At 45.3% G+C, this 20,835-nt stretch carries 4 protein-coding genes; 1 reads left to right on the plus strand and 3 read right to left on the minus strand.

From position 1 onward, the window contains the following. Window positions 1-34: 34 nt before the first annotated feature. The 3 genes from J7529_RS11355 to J7529_RS11365 are packed head-to-tail and all read right to left on the minus strand — an operon-like array spanning window position 35 to window position 19,273. Window positions 35-3,034, minus strand: a complete 3,000-nt coding sequence (locus J7529_RS11355) for a type I polyketide synthase (protein WP_318729049.1) — start codon at window positions 3,032-3,034, stop codon at window positions 35-37. Then, window positions 3,027-13,298, minus strand: a complete 10,272-nt coding sequence (locus tag J7529_RS11360; RefSeq protein ID WP_318729050.1) for an SDR family NAD(P)-dependent oxidoreductase — start codon at window positions 13,296-13,298, stop codon at window positions 3,027-3,029. Before J7529_RS11360 ends, J7529_RS11355 begins: the two co-directional genes overlap by 8 nt. A 14-nt stretch (window positions 13,299-13,312) precedes the next feature. After that, window positions 13,313-19,273 (minus strand): type I polyketide synthase, encoded by a 5,961-nt coding sequence (locus J7529_RS11365; protein WP_318729051.1) that lies wholly within the window; start codon window positions 19,271-19,273, stop codon window positions 13,313-13,315. Between the two features lie 300 nt (window positions 19,274-19,573). On the opposite strand from J7529_RS11365, the gene J7529_RS11370 reads away from it, so the two are divergent. Next, on the plus strand, window positions 19,574-20,767 hold the full coding sequence (locus J7529_RS11370) for an RNA-guided endonuclease TnpB family protein (RefSeq protein WP_318729052.1): 1,194 nt from the start codon (window positions 19,574-19,576) through the stop codon (window positions 20,765-20,767). Window positions 20,768-20,835: the final 68 nt, after the last annotated feature.

Raw genomic sequence — 20,835 nt, forward strand, 5'->3', positions numbered from 1 at the left:
GGTGATTTTCTTATGTTTTTTTAGGATTCTATTTTTAGTGAATTGTAGATTGTATTTCCTCCTCAGACATCTGTTCAACTTCAGTTAAAATCTCAGATACCTTTTCCCAACTACCAGCCAATAGGGAAGCAAAGATGGGGGATTGACTTTGGGTATTTAGAAACGCTTTCAGTTCGAGATTAGACATATTTTCAACCTGTTCTAAGTAATGTTGAAATTCCTGCAACTGACCACGTTCAAAAGCATGGATTGCTAATCTGGCATAATAATTAGGCATGATATCAGAAGAGGGCTTTTCTGCCAATTCCGATATTTCCACCCAATAAGGTTGGTGTTGAAAGGGATAGGTGGGTAAGATGGATTTTTGACGAGTATAAGGGCGATCGCAGCCGTTCCAATCGACTTTAATCCCTGTTATATATAACTGGCTTAAACTTGATAGGATTTGTTGCCAGTCCTGGATGGCGGGATGTAAGGATGGTAACCACAAAATTTCAGGCTCAGAAATGCAGTATCGTCCCATGCCTAATAAGATGGGTTTGGGGCCAATTTCGAGGAAAATTTTACATCCTTCTTGATGTAAGGTTTCCATGCTGGGGGCAAATCGGACGGGTTGACGAATATGATTGACCCAGTAACGAGCCGTAGCGATACTAGAGTCGGCGCGAGTTCCACTGAGATTGGAGATGAGGGGAATTTTGGGTACGTGGTAGGTGATGGAATTGGCGATCGCCTCAAACTCCGCTAATATGGGTTCCATTAACTGAGAGTGAAATCCATGGGAAACGTTGAGCGACTTGGTCTTAATCCCCTGGGACTCTAGCTGGTTACACCAATGGGTGATGGCGTTTCTGGCTCCAGAAATCACGACACTGGTCGGGCCATTAATGGCGGCAAGAGATACACTAGGGTCGGAGGCGATCGCCGCTTTAACGGTTTCTTCGGATGCCATAACCGCTGCCATTGAACCATCTCCGGGTAAGTTCTGCATCAACTTGCCCCGTGCAGCAATCAGTTTTAAACCGTCTTCTAAGCTAAACACCCCAGCGACGGTAGCGGCTACATATTCTCCCACACTATGACCCATCACCCAATTGGGTTTAATCCCCCAAGATTTCCACAGTTGAAAGAGGGCATATTCTAAGGCAAACAACGTGGGTTGAGTATAGGCAGTTTGATCTAAGAGAGCATCTGAATCACCCGTCTGAGGATAGAGAAGGTCTAGTAAAGACCAATCCAGTTCGGAACGTAAAATGGACTCGCACTGCTCTAAAGCTTGGCGAAAAATGGGTTGAGTTTCATACAACTCCTTGCCCATATTTAAATACTGAGAACCTTGTCCGGTAAAGAGGAAGGCCAGTTTAGGAGGTTTGGCCTCATTGTGCAGGTGTCCCGACCATCGATTTTGTTCAGAACCTCGCAGTTGATCGAGTAACTCTTGTCGATCCTGAGCCAAAAGTGCCAGACGATGATTAAAATGCGATCGCCCTGTATTAGCGGTAAAGCAAATATCAGCGAGTTTTAATTCTTTATGGGTTTCCAGATGGGTTGAGTAGCGCTCAATTAACTCAGATAGGGCTTTTTCAGTTTTTGCAGATAGAGTGAAGAGATGATAAGGACGCTCGAATTCCGCTTCACTTGGACTCGCTAGAGGCGCTTCTTCCAAGAGAATATGGGCATTGGTTCCACTTGCACCAAAAGAACTCACTCCTGCAATTCTCGTGCCTTCTTTAACTTCCCAAGGGGTGAGTTGGGTGGGAATATAGAAGGAAGTCTCTTGCCAATTAAATTTAGAGGTGGGTTGTTTCAAGTGCAGATGAGGCGCAATCTGTTGATGTTGCAACTGTAAGATCGCTTTCATCACGCCAGAAATGCCTGCGGCGGAAGCCAAATGACCGATATTCGTTTTCACTGAGGCGATCGCCAAAGGCTCCTTTCTCGCCCCGTCTTGTGCAAACACTTCTGCCAAAGATCTTAATTCAATGGGGTCTCCGAGGGGCGTTCCTGTTCCATGAGCCTCAATATAACTCACCTGAGAGGGATTCAGTTGGGCATTTCTCAAGGCTTGACGAATCACTTGTTGCTGGGAAGCACTATTGGGAACCGTAAAGCCACTGGTTGGCCCATCTTGATTGACAGCAGAGCCTCGAATAGTTGCTAAAATATTGTCCCGTGAGTCTAAAGCATCCGATAGACGTTTGAGGACTAACATCCCACAACCCGATCCCCAACCCGCACCATCGGCACGCTCGTCGAAGGTTTTACACCGACCATCGGGGGAGGACATTTGGGCTTGAGAGAGCCAAATAAAGCCATTAGGCAAGAGAAATAGGTTCACCCCACCGGCTAAAGCCATATCACATTCTTTTTGGCGCAAGCTATTACAGGCTTGATGGAGCGCCACTAGAGAAGAAGAACAGGCCGTATCGATCGCCATGGAAGGGCCAGTTAAGCCAAAGGTATAGGATAAGCGACCGGCTGCACCATACAAGGGTAAACCGGTTACTGCATAGGCTCCCATACTCAGGTCAGCGTTGGATTGTTTGGCAATCCAACTATATTCTGTGGCACTGATGCCCACAAAAACTCCGGTGGGACTCCCTTGTACTCTGTCGGGAATATTACCGCTCTGTTCTAAGGCTTCCCAACTGACCTCTAGCAGTAAACGATGTTGGGGGTCAATGGTCATCGCTTCTCGCGGTGAAATATTGAAAAATTGAGGGTCAAATTGGTCAATATTGTCCACGCATCCTGCCTCACGGGTGTACATTTTCCCCGGAGTTCCTGGTTTGGGGTCATAGTAGTCATTGACTTTCCAGCGATCGCCCTTGAGTTCGCTAATGCCATCGACTCCCTCAGATAAAAGATGCCAAAATGCTTCCGGAGTACTCGCGCCTCCCGGAAAACGACAGGCCATACCGACAATGGAGATCGCTTCCGTTTGGGCATTTTCCAGAGTTTTGATTTTATTTTTTAATCCTTCAATCACCAACACAGAGCGTTGCAAGGGGGAAAGTTCACTAGATTTACTCATCGTTTTCAAGTCCTAATTCTGCCCATTCTTGATTAATCAAATCTTCCATCTCCTGTTCAGAAAGCTGACCAACATCAACCGTTGATTCTTCAATCTCTCGTTCAAGAGACTGATTCGATCCCGATTCACTGATTTCTGCCTCCTCTCTATCCCAACCCATAACTTTTCGCCCGATATACTCCGCTAAACTCAAGATATTAGGAAATTCAAAAACCAACGTCGTCGGTAAAGCACAGTGGAAATCGGCTTCCAGACGAGTCTTGAACTCCACCGAGGTTAAAGAATCCATCCCCATTTCAAAAAAGCCTTGTTCAGCCCTAGGCATTTGAGTTTCTTTCAATCCCAAGACCCTCATCGTCTGCTGTTGAATATGACTAATGACTAAATCCATCCGTTCGCTCTCTGAAGCTTGATTCACCTGTTCCAGAATTTGACCCGTCTGCTCTTGACCTTCATGACTTAAAGATTGACTCTCTATCTCCTCTAGCAGTAATCTTTGTCTCCCCATCTCATAAAGCGGTTTAAAGATGCTCCAGTCAATATCGGCCACCATCGCTTGGCCCTGCTTCCTCTGTAACATCCGGGTTAACGTTAATTTCGCTGTATCAGTAGACAACGCACACACCCCTCGTTTTTTAAATTCTGTCAACTCTGTTTCACCCCTTAAATTGTCTACGGATAAAACTCCCCAATTCAGGGTTACACCCGATAATCCTTGGATTTGTCTGTAGCGGACAACACTATCGGCAAAATAATCCGATGCGCCTTGCTGTATCTGACCCGATAAACCCACTACAGAAGCCAAAGAAGAACAATTCACGAAGCAATCCAACTCGCGATTCTGAGTAATTTGGTGTAAATTCCATAGCCCTAACATACCACGATGGACTTCCCTTTTTAACTCAGAAAAGAGTTTTTCTGTTATGTTGGTCATATTACTTAAATTTAAGGTATAAATAATTCCCTTCAAGGAAGACCTATCCCTATCCAGTTCAGCAAAAACCCTTTGTACTTCCTCCCAACCCGTCAAGTCAGCTTGAATCAACCTAATTAGCGTACCCTGGTTTTGTAACTGATTAATTTGAGTGTTTTGATCCGGTGACGGTTGCTCAGGACTGATTAAGACCAAATCTCGAAACCCTTGAACTACCATCCACTCCGTTATGGGTAAACTCAAACCGCCTAATTCTCCAGCAACGATATAAGTAGCACTCCTGTCCAGAGTTTGAGATCTAGAGAATTGGCGATCGGGTTTAATCAATCGCTGAACATAACGAGATTGCCCTCGAAATGCAATGCGGTCTTCTCCTTCTGGAGTGTCAATTTCTGTGCGTAAAATTTGACTCGATTCATCCCAAGAAACCCGAGGATCTAAATCAATGAGTCCGCCCCAGAATTCTGGATGTTCCAGAGAAATCGTCAACCCCATTCCCCAGAGGAAAGATTGAGCTAATCCAGATAAAGATGAATCAGGAACAACCGGTTGTGAATCTTGTGTGGCGATCCATAAGCGGCAAGACGAGATCCGTTTAAGTCGAGAGAGACTTTGGACTAAATATAAAAGACTTTGAGTGTGCCAGCTTAGATTTTCTTTAATCGCTTCTGGACTCATTTGCTCTAAACCAGGACTATCTAATCCCCAGAGATAAACGACATGGGTTTGAGTGGATGACGATAAAGATAAAGAGGTCAATAGATCTTCAAATTCTTGAGGATTTTGGGGATTTATTCCCTCTCCCGGAACAACCAATCGATAGTTTTCTTGCCTAGAATCCAGGGTTTTAGCCAAAGCTTGACCTAATCCTTGTCGATCGGCAAAAATTAACCAGTTTTTATCGAGGGACGGATGAGAGCATTCGCTCGTTTTATCCGCTTGTCCAACGACTACTGCTTGCTGAGATAAGACCAAGGGCATCTGGTCAAATTCAGGAACAGTAATCGCTTGACTAAATCCCGTCTCTTGTAGCAGTTTTTTCCATTGTTCGCGACTCAATAACGGATAGTCAGGTCGCAGTTCTGTATCTTCAAATCTCCACCATCCTTCTAAGAGTCCAAAAATCAAATCCACCCATCTAATCCGAATATTCGCTTCTAATAAGATCAACAGTCCGCCAGGTGCTAAGAGTTGCCGCACATGGGATAAGGTTTCCTGTAAACTACGGGTAGCATGAAGGACATTAGCCGCAATAATAATATCGTAGTGATGGGACTCAACGCCTTGAGTATTGGGGTTAACTTCGATGTCGAGAGTTTGATAAGTAACAAACTTGTGATCTTTGAATTTTTGTTGGGCTTTAGTGGTGAATAAACTGCCCACATCTGTGAAAAGATATTGGGTTTGTTCGGGCGCAAAATGGGGGAGGACTGAGCGGGTTGTTCCTCCGGTTCCGGCTCCAATTTCGAGAATTTTTATGCCTTGGCGATCGGGAATGGTTTTCAAGCTGTTAACCACTACATTTTCGATCAACTCATTCATCACTTTAGCTGCTGGAGAGCCTTGATACATTTCAATGGCATCGGTAAAATCTCCTTGCGGAAAAACCAACTGCACCGGATCTACTGTGCCTCGTAAAACTTGGCTCAGTTGACTCGCACAACGCCCAAGCAAGGTTAATTCAGCTTTAGCCGTGGGATATTGATTGAGAAGGTTTTGATGCTGCCTCTTCGGATTCACTTCTGGCAAAGATTGGAGGACTTTCCAGTGGTGATTTTCCCGGTTTAAAATTCCCTCTTCTGCCAGGATTTGTAGCATCCGATTGAATAACCGAGAGGTGCTGGGAAGGATACCGAATCGATCGATGAGAGTTGCTGTTTCTAATTGCTCTCCTACGGGGTAAGACCAACCGATTTCCTGTAAGCATTGAATGATATAGTCTACACTCAAGGATTCTAAATGGGCAGAAATTTCGGTATAGTTCTGTAGGTCATTCTCAGCTAAAAGACGTTGAGACGTTGTATTGAGGGTTGAATATAAGTCCTGAGGAGAAGGCAAAAAATTAGCGGCTCGATCGCCAGAAAAATTGGCTTTTGGTTTCCAGTGTAGTTCGTAGAGCCAAGGGGCAAGCGGATCGGGTTCAACTGGACGATCTTGTGGATTGTTTTGATACTGTTTGAGGAAGTCTAGGAGTTTTGGCAGTAAGGCTACTTCGCTGGGGGATAGGTCACCGAACTGTTGCAAGTTTTGAGCTAAGATTTCAGGGGTTTCGGGAAGGGGAGGATTGGGGTTAACGGAACTCTGATGTTGAGTCAGAACTGAGGGAGCTGTTTGAAGCCAATATCGTTCTCTTTGGAACGGGTAGGTTGGTAAAGTGAGGGGTTTACGGTTCGGGAGGTAAGGGCGATCGAATCCTAACCAATCACCATTTACTCCTCGCACATATAACTGAGCTAAACTTGATAAGAGTTGTTGCCATTCTTGACCTTGAGAAGATAAGGATAGGAAGTAATTTTCTGGCTTTTGAGGAGTCGAGTGTTGTTCTGTTGTCGATAAACTTGGGGTTGGCCCGAGTTCGAGGAAGAGATGTTCTGCTTGTTCTTGTAATGCTTGGATTTTTTCCGCCCATGGATAAGGGAGTTGGCGGGGGGTTATCCAGTAATCTGGTGTGGAGATAGGGGGGTGGGATTGGGCGATCGCGAGGAGGGGAATATGAGGGGGCGAGTAGACGATCTCCTGAGCAATTGAGGTTAACTTAGTTGAGTCTGCTGTGATTAAACGTAATGCGTCTTCTAGACTGAAGACTCCAGCGACGCAAGCGGCGACATATTCTCCCACATCATGACCGAAGAGCAGATCGGGTTCAATTCCCCAAGACATCCATAACTGACAGAGGGCATATTCTAGGGCAAATAGAGCCGATCGCCGGATCGGTTGATGTTCGGGTTGGCTTTCTTCGGAGGGGGAGTAGAGGAATTGTGCGATCGAGCTGGGGAACTGAGAACTCAAGAGGCGATCGCATTCATCAATCGCTGCTTTGAAGACGGGGGACTGTTTATACAAGTTCTCTCCCCAGTTGCCAGACTCTAAAGGTTCCCCAGGAAAGAGAAAAGCGACTTTAGGGGATGACATTAGACTGGGAAGATTTCCGCTCCAAAGCTCAGGGGTTTGTTGTCCGGTTTGCCAGCGATACAGTTTTTCTTGTAGGTCTTGGAGACTGAAGGCGATCGGAGCGAGTCGATGTTCGAGGTGAGCGCGACCAGTGTTCAGACTGTAAGCCAGGTCTGCAAGCTTCATGTGAGGATGGGATTCGAGATGACGCTGCACTCGACTGACTAATTCTTGAAGTGCCGTTTCGGTTTTTGCCGATAGGGTGACGAGATGATAGGGACGGTCTGAGGGATGTATGGAGTAGTCTTGGGGATCTGGGGGAGGTGCTTCTTCCAGAATGACATGGGCATTGACTCCGGTAAATCCAAATGAACTCACGCCAGCATAGCGCTTTCCGGAAACGATCCAAGGGGTGAGTTGGGTCGGGACGGCGATCGCCGAATTGTCCCAATCGATTTTGGGATTCGGCTGATTAAAATTCAAATGGGGAGGAAGGGTCTGATGTTGCATCGCTAACACCACCTTCACGACTCCCGATATTCCGGCGGCGGCTTCTAAGTGGCCGATATTGGTTTTCACTGAGCCAACCCACAAGGGAGAGTCCTGGGAACGTCCTTCACCTAACACCGCAGCCGCAGCATTGAGTTCGATTGGATCGCCCAAGGAGGTTCCGGTTCCGTGAGCTTCTAAGTAACTGATCTCTTGGGGGTCGATCTCCGCTTGGCGTAACGCTTGGCGAATCAACCGCTGTTGAGCTTGACCGTTGGGAACGGTGAACCCGCTACTGGGCCCGTCTTGATTGACTGCACTGCCTCGGATGACAGCCAGCACTGAGTCACCATCTTTTTGGGCATCTGACCATCGCTTCAGGATCACGATCGCGCAGCCTTCCCCGCGACTGTAGCCATCTGCTGTTGCATCGAAGGTTTTGCACAGACCGTCAGCCGAGAGCATGTTAGCTTGGGAAGCGAGCAGATAGGAGGTGGGGGTCAGATGGAGCTTCACTCCTCCGGTGATCGCCATCTCACATTCTCCCAAACGTAAACTATTGCACGCTTGGTGAAGGGCAACTAAGGAAGAAGAGCAAGCGGTATCAATGGCTATGGCGGGCCCTGTTAATCCCAAGGTATAAGACAGACGACCAGCCATGCCCGAAAAGGTATTGCCTACCCCAGCATGGAGAGCGATCGGACTGTCTGGCTCTTGGGCTAAATGTTGATGGACTAATTCGGCATAATCTTGTCCATCATTGCCAATAAATACACCAACAGACTGTTGAGCTAACCGTTGAGGCACTGCACAGGCCCGTTCGAGAGCCTCCCAGGTGACTTCTAGAAGCAAGCGCTGTTGGGGATCGAGGGCCGTCGCTTCCCTGGGGGCAATGCCGAAAAACGTGGGATCGAAGCGATCGACTTCTGAGAGAAAGTTGCCGTAGGGAGTGGCAAGCCGATCGCCTACGGAGTCTAAATTCCAACGATCTGGAGGAATTTCTTGGCGCGTATTCGTTCCTGTGGCCAGCACTTGCCAAAATTGATCGAGGTCTGTCGCGCCTCCAGGAAATCGACAACCGATGCCAATAATGGCGATCGGCTCTTTGAGGAAGGAGGATGGAGGAGCCGATTGAGCGATGGTTGGCGCTGGATCGACGGTTAATTGTTCTGTCGCCAGATAGTGACTCAGTTGCTCAATGTTGGGAAAATCGAAGGTGAGCGTAGAGGGTAATCGAACGCCCAACAGACGAGTCAGATTTGTTCCTAAGTCAACGGCCATCAGGGAATCCATCCCTAATTCAAAAAAGCCTTGTTCTCGGTTCGGCAGTTGGTTGGAGGATAATCCTAAGACTTTGGCTACTTCCTGTTGAACGCAGGTGAGCAATAATTCTTTTTGTTGATGTTTGGGTGCAGCTTGAATCTGTTGTAGGATTTCTGACGTTTGTTCTGGGCTTGAGGATTGAGGCAAATCAACGGGGATCTCATCTAATAGCCGTCGTTGCCGTCCCGTTTGATACAGTGGGGCCAATATCGTCCAGTCTACATTGGCGATTGTTGTTTGGGGATTCCCCCTGTGCCAAATCTGTTCTAAAGCGGCGATCGCCTGTTGGGGAGATAAGGGATTGACTCCTCGTTTGCTTAACTCCTGTAAGTCTTTTTCCCCAGCCATTCCGCCTCCTGACCAAGGCCCCCAGTTCACCGATAAACCGGGTAATCCTTGAGCTTGACGGTAGTGAACTAAACCATTTAAAAATGCATTGGCCGCACTATAGTGAGCTTGACCGATTGAACCCCATACCGCCGCAATGGAAGAGAAGGTAACAAAACAGTCTAAGTCTAGGTCTTGACTCAATTGGTGCAAATTCCAGCCACCGAGTACTTTAGCCGCCATCATCTCTTGCAATTGACCCAGGGATATCTCTTCTATGGGTTCAATGGCGACGACTCCAGCGGCATGAATGATACCTTTGAGGGGGCGATCGCGACTCTGATGTTGTAGGATGAGCGAGAGTTGTTGGCGATCGCGCACATCTGCTAAAACAACCTGTACTTCAACTCCACCCTCTTCTAATTCCCGAATTTTAGCCTGTTTCTGGCCAGAAGGTTCGCGACGGCTGACTAATAGGAGATGTTTCGCGCCTTGATTGACCATCCATTGGGCCGTATGCCATCCTAACGCTCCTGTTCCTCCTGTAATTAAATAAAGACCATCTGGATCTAGAGCCACCGGTTTTGACTCAGACACCGGCAATTGAAGTAAACGAGAACAATAGATCTGTTCTCCTCGCACAGCCAAACGATCTTCCTTCTCCAGATTATCAATTAAATGCCATAATTTCTGCCCTTCATCCTCTTGTTTTTCCCCATTTAAATCCACTAATCCTCCCCACAATTGAGGATGTTCTAACGACAGCACTGTGCCCAATCCCCACAAAGGCGATGTTGCCACATTCACCCTTTCCGGAATCGGTAAAACAGACTGCGCTCCACGAGTAACTATCCATAATTTTCCTAAACTCGTGCCTTTCAGCAATGCTTGCACTAAATGTAAAACTCCACCACAGCCAAAATCCTGAGCTACTTTTAAACGCTCTAAGTTCAACTGCTCTGTTTGCGGAGCATCCAAGCTCCACAAATAAAGGATGGTTTCAAAATGCTGTCGCCCAGCTAATTGTAGATTTTCTAATAAGTCTGCAAAATCTTGCGGATGTTCCGGATTAACTTTGTATTCATTTTCTTCGATTTGTTCATAACCGCTTCCCTTATAAATCCAACTGACGTTCTTATTTTTTTCTCGCAGCAGAGTCCTTAATGAATCGCTCAAGCTTTGACGGTCGTCAACAAAAATCAACCAATTCCCTGGAGGACATTCGACTTTTTTTTCAAAAGGAGCAACCGGTTGCCATTGCAGATGATAAAAATATTGTTCCAAATCCAGACCTCGATCTTTCTGGATCGTTTTATCCGGCTGATCGGATTCAATCCAATAGGTTCTTCGTTGGAAAGGATAGGTCGGTAAATCAACTTTTTTTCGCTTATAGTCTTGCCAAAAGTGCAACCAATCGATATTCACTCCTTGACTATAGAGTTGCCCCAGACTCGATAAAATCTGCATAGAGTCTTCTATCCCAGGACGCAAAGAGGGCAGCCAAATTCCTTTAGTTTCGGGCAAACATTGACTCCCCATTCCCAGTAAAATCGGTTGCGGGCCAATTTCCACAAATACTCCATAACCCGTCTTATCTAACGTCTCCATACTTTGGGCAAAACGCACCGGCTCTCGAATATGATTCACCCAATAGGAGGCAGTGGCGATATCCCGATCGACTTTTGTCCCAGTTACATTAGAAATAATAGGAATACTGGGTTGATGATAGTTGACTTGACGAGCAATGCTGGCAAACTCCTCTAAAATGGGTTCCATTAACGGAGAATGGAACCCATGGGAGACCTGTAAAAATTTGGTTTTAATATTTCCTTTTGCTAAAGCTTGGGCGATTTTTTCGAGACTAAGCAATTCTCCTGAAATCACCACATTACTCTGTCCATTAATAGCCGCAATACTGACTTGATTTCCATAGGCTCTAATCCAATCTCTCACCCGATATTCTGCGGCTCTGACTGCCAGCATTCCTCCTCCTTCTGGCAACTTCTGCATCAACCGTCCCCGTGCGGCAATCAGTTTGAGTCCTTCTGCTAAATTAAAGACTCCTGCCACACAAGCAGCCACATATTCACCGACACTATGACCCATCACACTATCGGGTTCAACTCCCCAAGCTTTCCACAGTTGAACTAAAGCATATTCTAAGGAAAATAAGACCGGTTGCGTATACTGAGTTTGATGGAGGAGATCCGAAAGGTTCGGGTCTACTTCATCAGGATAAAGCACATCAATCAGGGAATAATCTAGCTCAGTCTTCAGGATGCGATCGCACTCTTGTATCGCGTTCTGAAATACTGGCTCAGTTTCGTACAACTGCCTTCCCATATTCAGGTACTGGGAGCCTTGTCCAGTAAACAAAAAAGCCAGTTTAGGTGCTTCTCCACTGCTGAGTATTTTCCCGACGCTGCTCTCTTCTTTCTCCTGTTCAACATCATGGAGTTTTTGTATCAGCTCTTGCTTGCTAGAAGCTAGAATGGCTAACCGATACTTGAAATGGGCACGTCCTGTATTAGCGCTATAACAAATATCATTCAGTTCTAAATCAGGACGATCTTGGATATGGTTTCTATATCGATTCACCCAGTCAGATAATGCGGGTTTTGTTTTCGCAGCAAGAGTCAGTAAATGATACGATCGCTCCGACTCTTGCCGGGGAGACTTCGCCTTGATCTGGGAGGCTTCTTCCACAATTACATGAGCATTACTGCCACTAAAACCAAAGGAGCTAACTCCAGCAATTCTGGATTTATTTTCAGTCGTCCATGGCATGACTTGAGTCGGCACTTGTACCGGTGTTTCTGACCACTCAATATAAGGATTGGGGTTTTGAAAATGCAAGTGAGGCGCAATTGTTTTATGTTGAAGCTGTAAAACAACCTTAATTAAACCCGCAATTCCTGAAGCCGCTTCTGCATGACCAATATTCGTTTTTACCGAGCCAATGAAGACCGGATTTTCTGGGGAGTGACTGTCTTTAAAAATCGCTCTTAAAGCCCCGACTTCAATCGGGTCACCTAAAGCCGTTCCTGTACCATGAGCTTCGATATAGCTGACTTCTTTTGGGTCTAGTTGGCTATTCTTGAGAGCTTGAGCAATTACCGCTTGCTGTGAGATGCCGTTGGGAACGGTTAATCCACTGGTCTGACCATCTTGATTGATGGCTGTTCCTCGAATCACTGCTAATACCTGATCGCCGTCAGCTTGGGCATCAGATAAACGTTTGAGGACAACTATTCCACAGCCTTCACTGCGCACAAATCCATCGGCTTTAGCATCAAATGTTTTACATCTGCCGTCAGCCGATAACATTCTGGCTCTAGAATGGTTAATATGAATTAAGGGTGAAATCAGACAATTCACACCGCCGGCTAGGGCGACATGACTTTCTCTATTTCTTAAGCTGGCACAAGCTAAATGTAGGCTAACGAGTGAGGATGAACAGGCGGTATCTACAGCAAAGTTTGGCCCGACTAATCCTAAACTATAGGACAGTCTTCCTGATGCGGTACTATTGGCATTCCCGCTAATCATATAGGCATCAATTTCTTTGAGGTCCCGACTCGCCAATTTTTGCAGATAGTCATGGGTACTAATGCCAATGAAAACCCCTGTTTTCGTTCCCATTAAATGTTGGGGATTAATGGTGGCATGTTCTAAGGCTTCCCACGTGACTTCTAAAAGCAATCGTTGCTGAGGATCGAGAGAGGTTGCTTCTTTAGCTGAAAGGTTGAAAAATTCTGCATCAAATTCTTTTAATGAGTTGACAAATCCCCCGGATTGTGTGTAGATTGTGCCGGGGGTTTCTGGGTTAGGATCATAGTAGTCTTTGAGATTCCAGCGATTTTGAGGAATTTCTGTAATCGCATCGGTTCCTTCAGATAAAAGGTTCCAGAAGGATTCTGGACTATTGACTCCTCCTGGAAATCGACAGCCTAGACCGACGATCGCAATTGGCTCTTGACGAGAGTTTTCTAGTTTCTTGAGTTTAGATTCTAATTTTTCGATCGCTAAGAGCGATCGCTGTAGAGGAGTTAATTGTCCTAGCTTGTTGGCTTTGTCCATGATGTACCCCCTAATCAATCGTCAAGTAGTGCATTCAATTTTTGATTAATCAACGCTTCGACTTCTTCTTCTGACAGGTCTTGTATTGGAGCATGTCGTTCTTCAAGATCCTCCTCTAGGGTATCCTCCTGTTGTTCGGCAATGGAAGATGGGCGATTGGCTATGGGTGAATTGGATAATTGTTCGAGCAGGTATTCGACTAACTTGTCAATTGTCGGATAGTCAAATGCAAGAGTCGAAGGCAGAGTGATTTCCAAACTTCTTTGTAGTTTATTACGTAATTCAACGGAAGTCAAAGAATCCATTCCTAGTTCAAAAAACTTATCTTCTAATCCAATTTCGCTAACGTTCTTAAGTCCCAGTACTGGGCCCATCTGATTCCGCAGATGAGAGATGAGCAGCGATCGCCGCTCTTTGGGCGTAGAATAGCTTAACTGTTGTACAATATTGGATTCAACAGTGGGTGTCACCTCAGTCACTGTGGCTTTCTGTTGCCAATCTTCCAAGAAGGGAGAATGGGCAATCCGATCTTCCCAGACAGACCAATCCACATTGACAACGCCCACTTCCGTTAACTCTCCAGTCAAGAGAATTGCTAAAGCCTCTAAAACTTCGTCAGGGGAAATAGCATTTAACCCCTGTTGTTGGAGACGAATATCTGCACCCCGTTCTGCTGCTTCTCCGACTTTCGATACGGTTCCCCAATGAATGCTTAATGCTGGTAGCCCCATACTGCGTCGATAATGAGCTAAATGATCGAGAAAAGCATTAGCGGCGGCATGGTTACTCTGTCCAGAAGAACCAAACAGAGAAGCAACGGACGAGAACAAAATGAAGAAATCTAAAGGTTGGTTTTTAGTAAGCTGGTGCAAATTCCAAGCCCCTTCTATTTTGGCTTTCATAACGGGTTCAAAACTTGACCAAGTTTGATTTTGCAAGACGGCATCCGAGAGCATCCCCGCCGAATGAATCACTCCTGCTAGGGGGTATGGGGAGCTATTAATGCGATCGCACACTTGGGTCATTGCGTCTAAATCGGATACATCCGCCCTTTCCACCGTCACGGAACACCCCGATTTCCTCAGTTGAGCTAATTTTTCTGCGGTTAACGCATCAGGAGAACGGCGACTGAGCAACACCAAATGTTGAGCGCCTTGCTCAATCATCCAACCCGCTACCAGCAAACCTAATCCCCCTAAACCTCCTGCAATCAGATAAGTCACCTCTTTACCGAAGCTGGGAGGAATCGATGGTGTAGCCACATCGTTCGGGACTAACCGAGAAACATAACGGCGTTGTCCTCGAAAAGCCACTTGATTTTCCCTCTCCCCTGAGTGGAGTTCATCAAATAAGTGTAATGCCTGATTCTCCACCGGTTCTGTTGGGTCAAGATCCACTCGAACGCAGTTCAATTCTGGGTGTTCTAAGTCAATCACTTTTGCCATCCCCCAGACTGGAGATTGGGCGAGTCCAGATAATAGAGGTTCAGACTCCGGAAGGGGTTGTACTCCTTGAGTTACGACCCATAATTTTGGCGGTTGGCTGTTCTCAAGTTTGACTAATTCTTGCACTAAGGATAAGGTCGCGCCACATCCTAATTTCAACCATTCATTTAACGGTTCTCTCTGAAGGATATCTCCCCTTTCCAGAGTCCAGCATTGCACCACTCCATATAAACTTGACTGTTGGACAACTTCAGTCATCATTTGTCCAAACTCTAAAGGGTGGTGAGGATTAATGGTAAATTCTGCTGCTGCGATCTTTTGATAGTTTTCTCCAGGAAAGACCAGTGTGCAAGAGTGTCCGACTGAACGTAAATGGGTCGCTAGGTGCTGACCAATTCCCTCTGGATCTGCCAAAATCAACCAATGCCGAGAGTCTGCTCGATCTTCGAGTCTAGCGGTTTCTTCTGCTTGTGCAATCAGCACCACTTGGTCAGAAGAGAGTTCTAATTGCCCAGATTGTTCAGGGAGTATGACCTGCTCACTAAATCCCGTTTCCTTCAACAGTTGCTGCCATTGCAGCCGATTGAGCAATGGATAATCAGGACGCAATTCATAATCTTGAAATCTCCACCATCCTTCTAACAGTCCAAAAACCAAATCTAGCCATAGGTTCTGAGTCGCAACTTCTAATAAGACAATGAGTCCTCCTGGAGCGAGTAACTGATGTACGTTGTTTAAGGTCTGTTTGAGGTTTTCAGTGGCATGAAGTACATTAGCCGCGATCGCGATATCGTATTGATGTAAATCAACATTCTGTTGTTCGAGATCGCGTTCAATATCTAACGTTTGGTACGAAACAAAGGAATAGTCCTGAAATTTTTTTTGTGCTTTCCGGAGAAATAGGGACCCTAGATCGGTAAAAACATATTGGGTTCGACTCGGTTGAAGGTGGGGGAGAAGGTAAGCGGTTGTTCCTCCTGTTCCTGCACCAATTTCTAAGATTCTGACCCCTTGGCTTTGAGGTAACTTTTCTATCACTTGGCTGACTGCCCGTTGGACAATCGTATTCATAGCCTGAGCAGTGGGAGACTCTTGATAGAGGTGTGTTGCTGCGGTCAAATCCCCTTCTGGAAAGACTAGCTGTACGGGGTCTATCGCTCCTCGCAATACAGCACTCAACTGAGAGGCACAACGGTGAAGAAGCGTTAATTCGGCAACGATATCTGGATATTTCTGTAATCTCGACTGATAAATTTGACTGGGATTTACGGGGGGTAGCTCTTGTACAACTTCCCATTGTTGCGATCTCTTTTTAAGTATCCCTTCTTGCACGAGAACTTGTAAAATCCGATTAAACAGTTGTTTTTGGCTATTGACGATCCCTAATTTTTGAGTAATTCTCTCTAGTGAAAACAGCTCTGTAGGCTGATAAGACCAGCCCATTTCATCCAAGGCTTGTATGATATACTCTATCCCGATTTTTTCTAATAGAGTCAGAATATTTCCTGGCTTTTCTTGCTTGAGTGCTAACTCACCCAAAATGGATTGACGTTCCATTTCTACCGGTTTGATTAACCGGGTTTGACCAAAACCTACTTTTTCTCGCCAATCTATAGAATAAAAATAATCATGAATGCCAGCTTTTCCTAACTCTTGTCGATGTTGCTTGACCAAACACTTCAGTAATTTGGGAAGTAAATCAACTTCATGAGGACTAAACTCTTCAACGGTTCTCAATCGTTCAGTTAAATGCGAGACATCGCCCTGATTCAATAAGTTAATAATTGACGTTCCTTCGTTAACCTCAGAATCTTCTATCCAATATTTTTCTCCTTGAAATGGATAAGTCGGTAAAGAAATTTTCTGTCCGGAGAAACCCCAACTGTCGTAAAATCCTAACCAATTTACCTTCGCGCCCTTTACATAGAATTCCCCTAAACTAGAGAGCATTTGTTGCCATTCTGGTATTCCTGGACGTAAGGAAGGTAAGCATAAACTGCCTTCCTCGGATACATACTCTCTTCCCATACCCAACAATATGGGTTTTGGCCCAATTTCCAAGAAAGTTTCATATCCTTGCTCACATAAGGTCACCATGCTTTGTGCAAATCTAACTGGTTCTTTGATATGATTAACCCAATATTGAGCAGTGCTGACTTCTTCTCCAGCTTTTCTACCTGTCACATTAGAAACCAAGGGGACTTTGGGCTGACGATAAGTTACTCCTTGAGCTATTGCTTCAAATTCAGCTATCATGGATTCCATTAATGGGGAATGAAAGGCATGGGAGACTTGTAGCGTTTTAGTTTTAATTCCGAGACTTTCTAATTGACTACAAATTGCTGCTAAAGCGTCTATTTCCCCTGAGATGACAATACTTCGTTGCCCATTGAAAGCGGCGATACTAACTTGTGTAGAATAGTTCTTTATGACTGCTTTGACTTGAGTTTCCGATGCTAATACAGAGACCATTTTGCCACCGGGAGGCAAGCGTTGCATTAATTGTCCCCGCATGGCAATTAATTTCAAACCCTCTTCTAAGGTGAAGACTCCGGAAATACAAGCAGCGACATATTCCCCAACACTATGACCCATCACAATACTGGGTTTTATTCCCCAAGATTCCCATAGTTTAGCCAAAGCATACTCTACAGCAAAGAGAGCGGGTTGGGTATAAGCAGTTTGGTCGAGGAGAGAGGCCTCTTGAGGCTGAGATTCATCAGGATATAAAACTTTTAAGAGAGGGACTTCTAGATAGGATTTCAGAATTGCGTCACATTCGTCTAAAACCTGGCGAAAAGTGGGGTGTCTTTCATATAACTGTCGTCCCATATTGAGATATTGAGACCCTTGACCTGTAAATAGAAAAGCCACGTCTTGAGATTGTGGGGACTGTGCGGTTCCTCGAATGACCCCGTAGGTGTAAGGTTGCTTTGCAAATTCTAAGAGTTTTTCCTCTAACTCTTGCTTAGACTCAGCCACGATTGCTAGTCTTTCTTCAAAATGCGCCCGTCCTAGGGTACTGGTATAGCAAATGTCTGCTATTTCAGATTCATCCTGAGATTGCAAATAAGGGATATAATTCTGGGCTAAGTCTTGCAGCGCGGGTTTGGTTTTAGCACTAAGCGTTAATAGATTGGATGAAGGAGCGAGTTCTATTTTTAGTTTGTCTTGTTCCGGCGGCTCTTCCAACACGATATGAGCGTTGACTCCTCCAAACCCGAAGGAACTTACTCCGGCTCGCCTAGGAACTATTTCTCCATTGTTTGTAATTAAGGGTTTCCATTCTTGAGTTTCTCTAACTAGATAAAATGGAGTCTGGTTTAAGTCTATTCGAGTATTGAGTTTCTGAAAGTTGATGGTTTTAGGGATTTGTTTATTTTTTATCGATAATAAAACTTTGATTAATCCCGCAATCCCGGCGGCTGCTTCTGTATGCCCAATATTCGTTTTTACTGCTCCTAGACCACAGTAGGGATTTTGTGGTGCTGGGATTCCATAGTGTTGATGGAGTTGTTTGAAACTCCGTTTGAGACTATTGATTTCTATGGGATCTCCCAAGGGTGTTCCTGTACCATGAGTTTCTATATAAGCAACGGTGTTGGGAGCAATATTAGCTTGGGTATAGGCAGCTCGCAAAACTTGAGTTTGAGCATAAATATTAGGAGAGGTTAAAGTTCTTGCTCTGCCCCCATGATTGACGGCACTTCCTTTGATGACACCATAAATTTGATCTCGGTCTAATCGGGCTTGTTCTAGAGGTTTTAATAGGATTATTCCGGCTCCTTCTCCTCTAACATAGCCATCGGCTTGGCTATCAAATGTTTTGCATTGCCCTGTTGGAGATAACATGCCGAGCTGACTGAATGATATATAACTGGTGGGAGTGCATAATATATTAATTCCACCTACAAGTGCCATCTGGCATTCTTGTGCTTGAATGGAATTGATGGCTTGGTGCAGAGCAACTAGAGAACTCGAACAAGCGGTATCTACGGGCACACTAGGGCCATGAAAGTTAAAGAAATAAGAGATTCTGTTAGCAATCATGCAGGTGTACGTTCCTGTGGCTGTATGTCCCTGAATATTGCCATTTTGATGTTGTATTTGATTATAGTCAGAGTTACAAACACCGATAAAGACTCCTATCTGATTTCCGGAGAGTTCTAACGGTGAATAACCCGCATCTTCTAAACAAGACCAACTCAATTCTAAGAGAATCCTCTGTTGAGGGTCCATTCGACTGGCTTCCCTGGGCGAAATCCCGAAAAATCCGGCATCAAATTTATCAATTCCTTCGATTAATCCGGACCATTTACTAATCGTTTTGTTGGAAGTCTCTGGAATGGAAGAGTAAAATTTGTCAATATCCCATCTCTGGGATGTGGTAGTTATACTATTGACTCCTTGGAGTAAATTAGTCCAGTATTCACGGTAGTTTTTTGCACCAGGGAAGCGACAGCTTATCCCCACAACAGCTATGGATCGCTCATGGTGATTGGTTTCGTTCTCATTCGTTGCAGAAATCATCTCTTCCAAGTCTTAAAGCCCAGCTCACCCACTATATAGCATAGGTGGGTACACGATGAGCGATCGCTCTCAACAGAAGCTTTAATTCGTCTATGATACGCATCCCAAGTGCAGGCGCTGTATTATAAGCGTCTTTTTTGATTTTCTGAAAAGTGTGGCTCTACCTTGGTAAGTTATAAGAGATATGCCGAAAACCCCAGTAATTCATTCCGGAGATTCTGGCTGAGGGCAAGTTTTAACTTGCCCGTCTTACACCCAACTGGCTATAATGCAAACTCCAGGGTCATTAAATCCTTACCTATGGAGAAAGCCTTTAACTACCGATTTTACCCCACCCGCGAGCAAGAATCCCTCTTGCGGAGGACTTTGGGGTGCGTAAGATTAGTTTACAATAGAGCGCTCCACGAAAGGACTCAGGCTTGGTATGAACGACAAGAAACAGTGAGCTATGGGCAAACCTCTTTCCTGCTAACCAGGTGGAAAAAACAAGAAGAATTAGATTTCTTGAATCAAGTCAGCAGCGTTCCCTTACAGCAAGGGTTAAGACATCTGCAAGCTGCATTCACTAACTTCTTCGCTGGCCGTGCGAAGTACCCCAATTTCAAGAAAAAACACCAAGGAGGTAGTGCCGAATTTACCAAATCCGCCTTTAAGTTTAAGGACAATCAGCTCTATTTAGCTAAGTGTGTCCAACCCTTAGCCATCCGATGGTCTCGTCAAATCCCTCAAGGATGTCAACCGAGTTCTGTAACCATTAAAGTGCACCCATCTGGGCGTTGGCACATCTCCATTAGATTTGATGAACCCACCCTCAAACCTTTACCCCCTAATGACAAAGCAATAGGAATTGACTTAGGTCTGAGTAGCTTAGTAATCACCTCAGATGAGGAAAAGATTCCCAACCCGAAGCCCCTCAAGAAACACTACCGTAAACTGAGAAGACTTCAGAAAAGCCTGTCTCGGAAACAGAAAGGTTCTAATAATCGGTATAAGGCGAGAGTAAAACTAGCTAAAGCTAACCTGAAGATAACCGATACTCGCAAAGACCATCTGCACAAGCTAACGACTCAACTCGTTCGTGAAAACCAAACGATTGTAGTTGAAGATTTAGCCGTTAAGAATATGGTCAAGAACCGAAAATTAGCCCAGTCCATATCAGATGCAAGCTGGGGAGAGTTAATCCGTCAACTGGAATACAAATGTCAGTGGTATGGTCGAAACTTAATCAAAATAGATAGATGGTTCCCTAGCTCTAAACGGTGTAGTAACTGTGGGTATATTGTGGAAAAAATGCCGTTAAATATTCGGCAATGGGATTGTCCGAAGTGCCAATCTCACCACGTTAGCGAAGCTTTCCGGAGGAATCGCGATATAAATGCAAGTAAGAACATTTTGGCCGCAGGACTTGCGGTGTCAGTCTGTGGAGCGAGTGTAAGACCGGAGTCGAGTAAATCGGCGAAGGCAACTGCTATGAAGCAGAAACCTAAATTGTGAGGTTTAGGAATCCCCGTGTCTTTAGACCGGGGAGGATGTCAAGTCAAAATGTAATGCAAGAATTGAAA

The organism is Roseofilum sp. Guam (assembly GCF_017746735.1).
Classification (GTDB): Bacteria; Cyanobacteriota; Cyanobacteriia; order Cyanobacteriales; family Desertifilaceae; genus Roseofilum; species Roseofilum reptotaenium.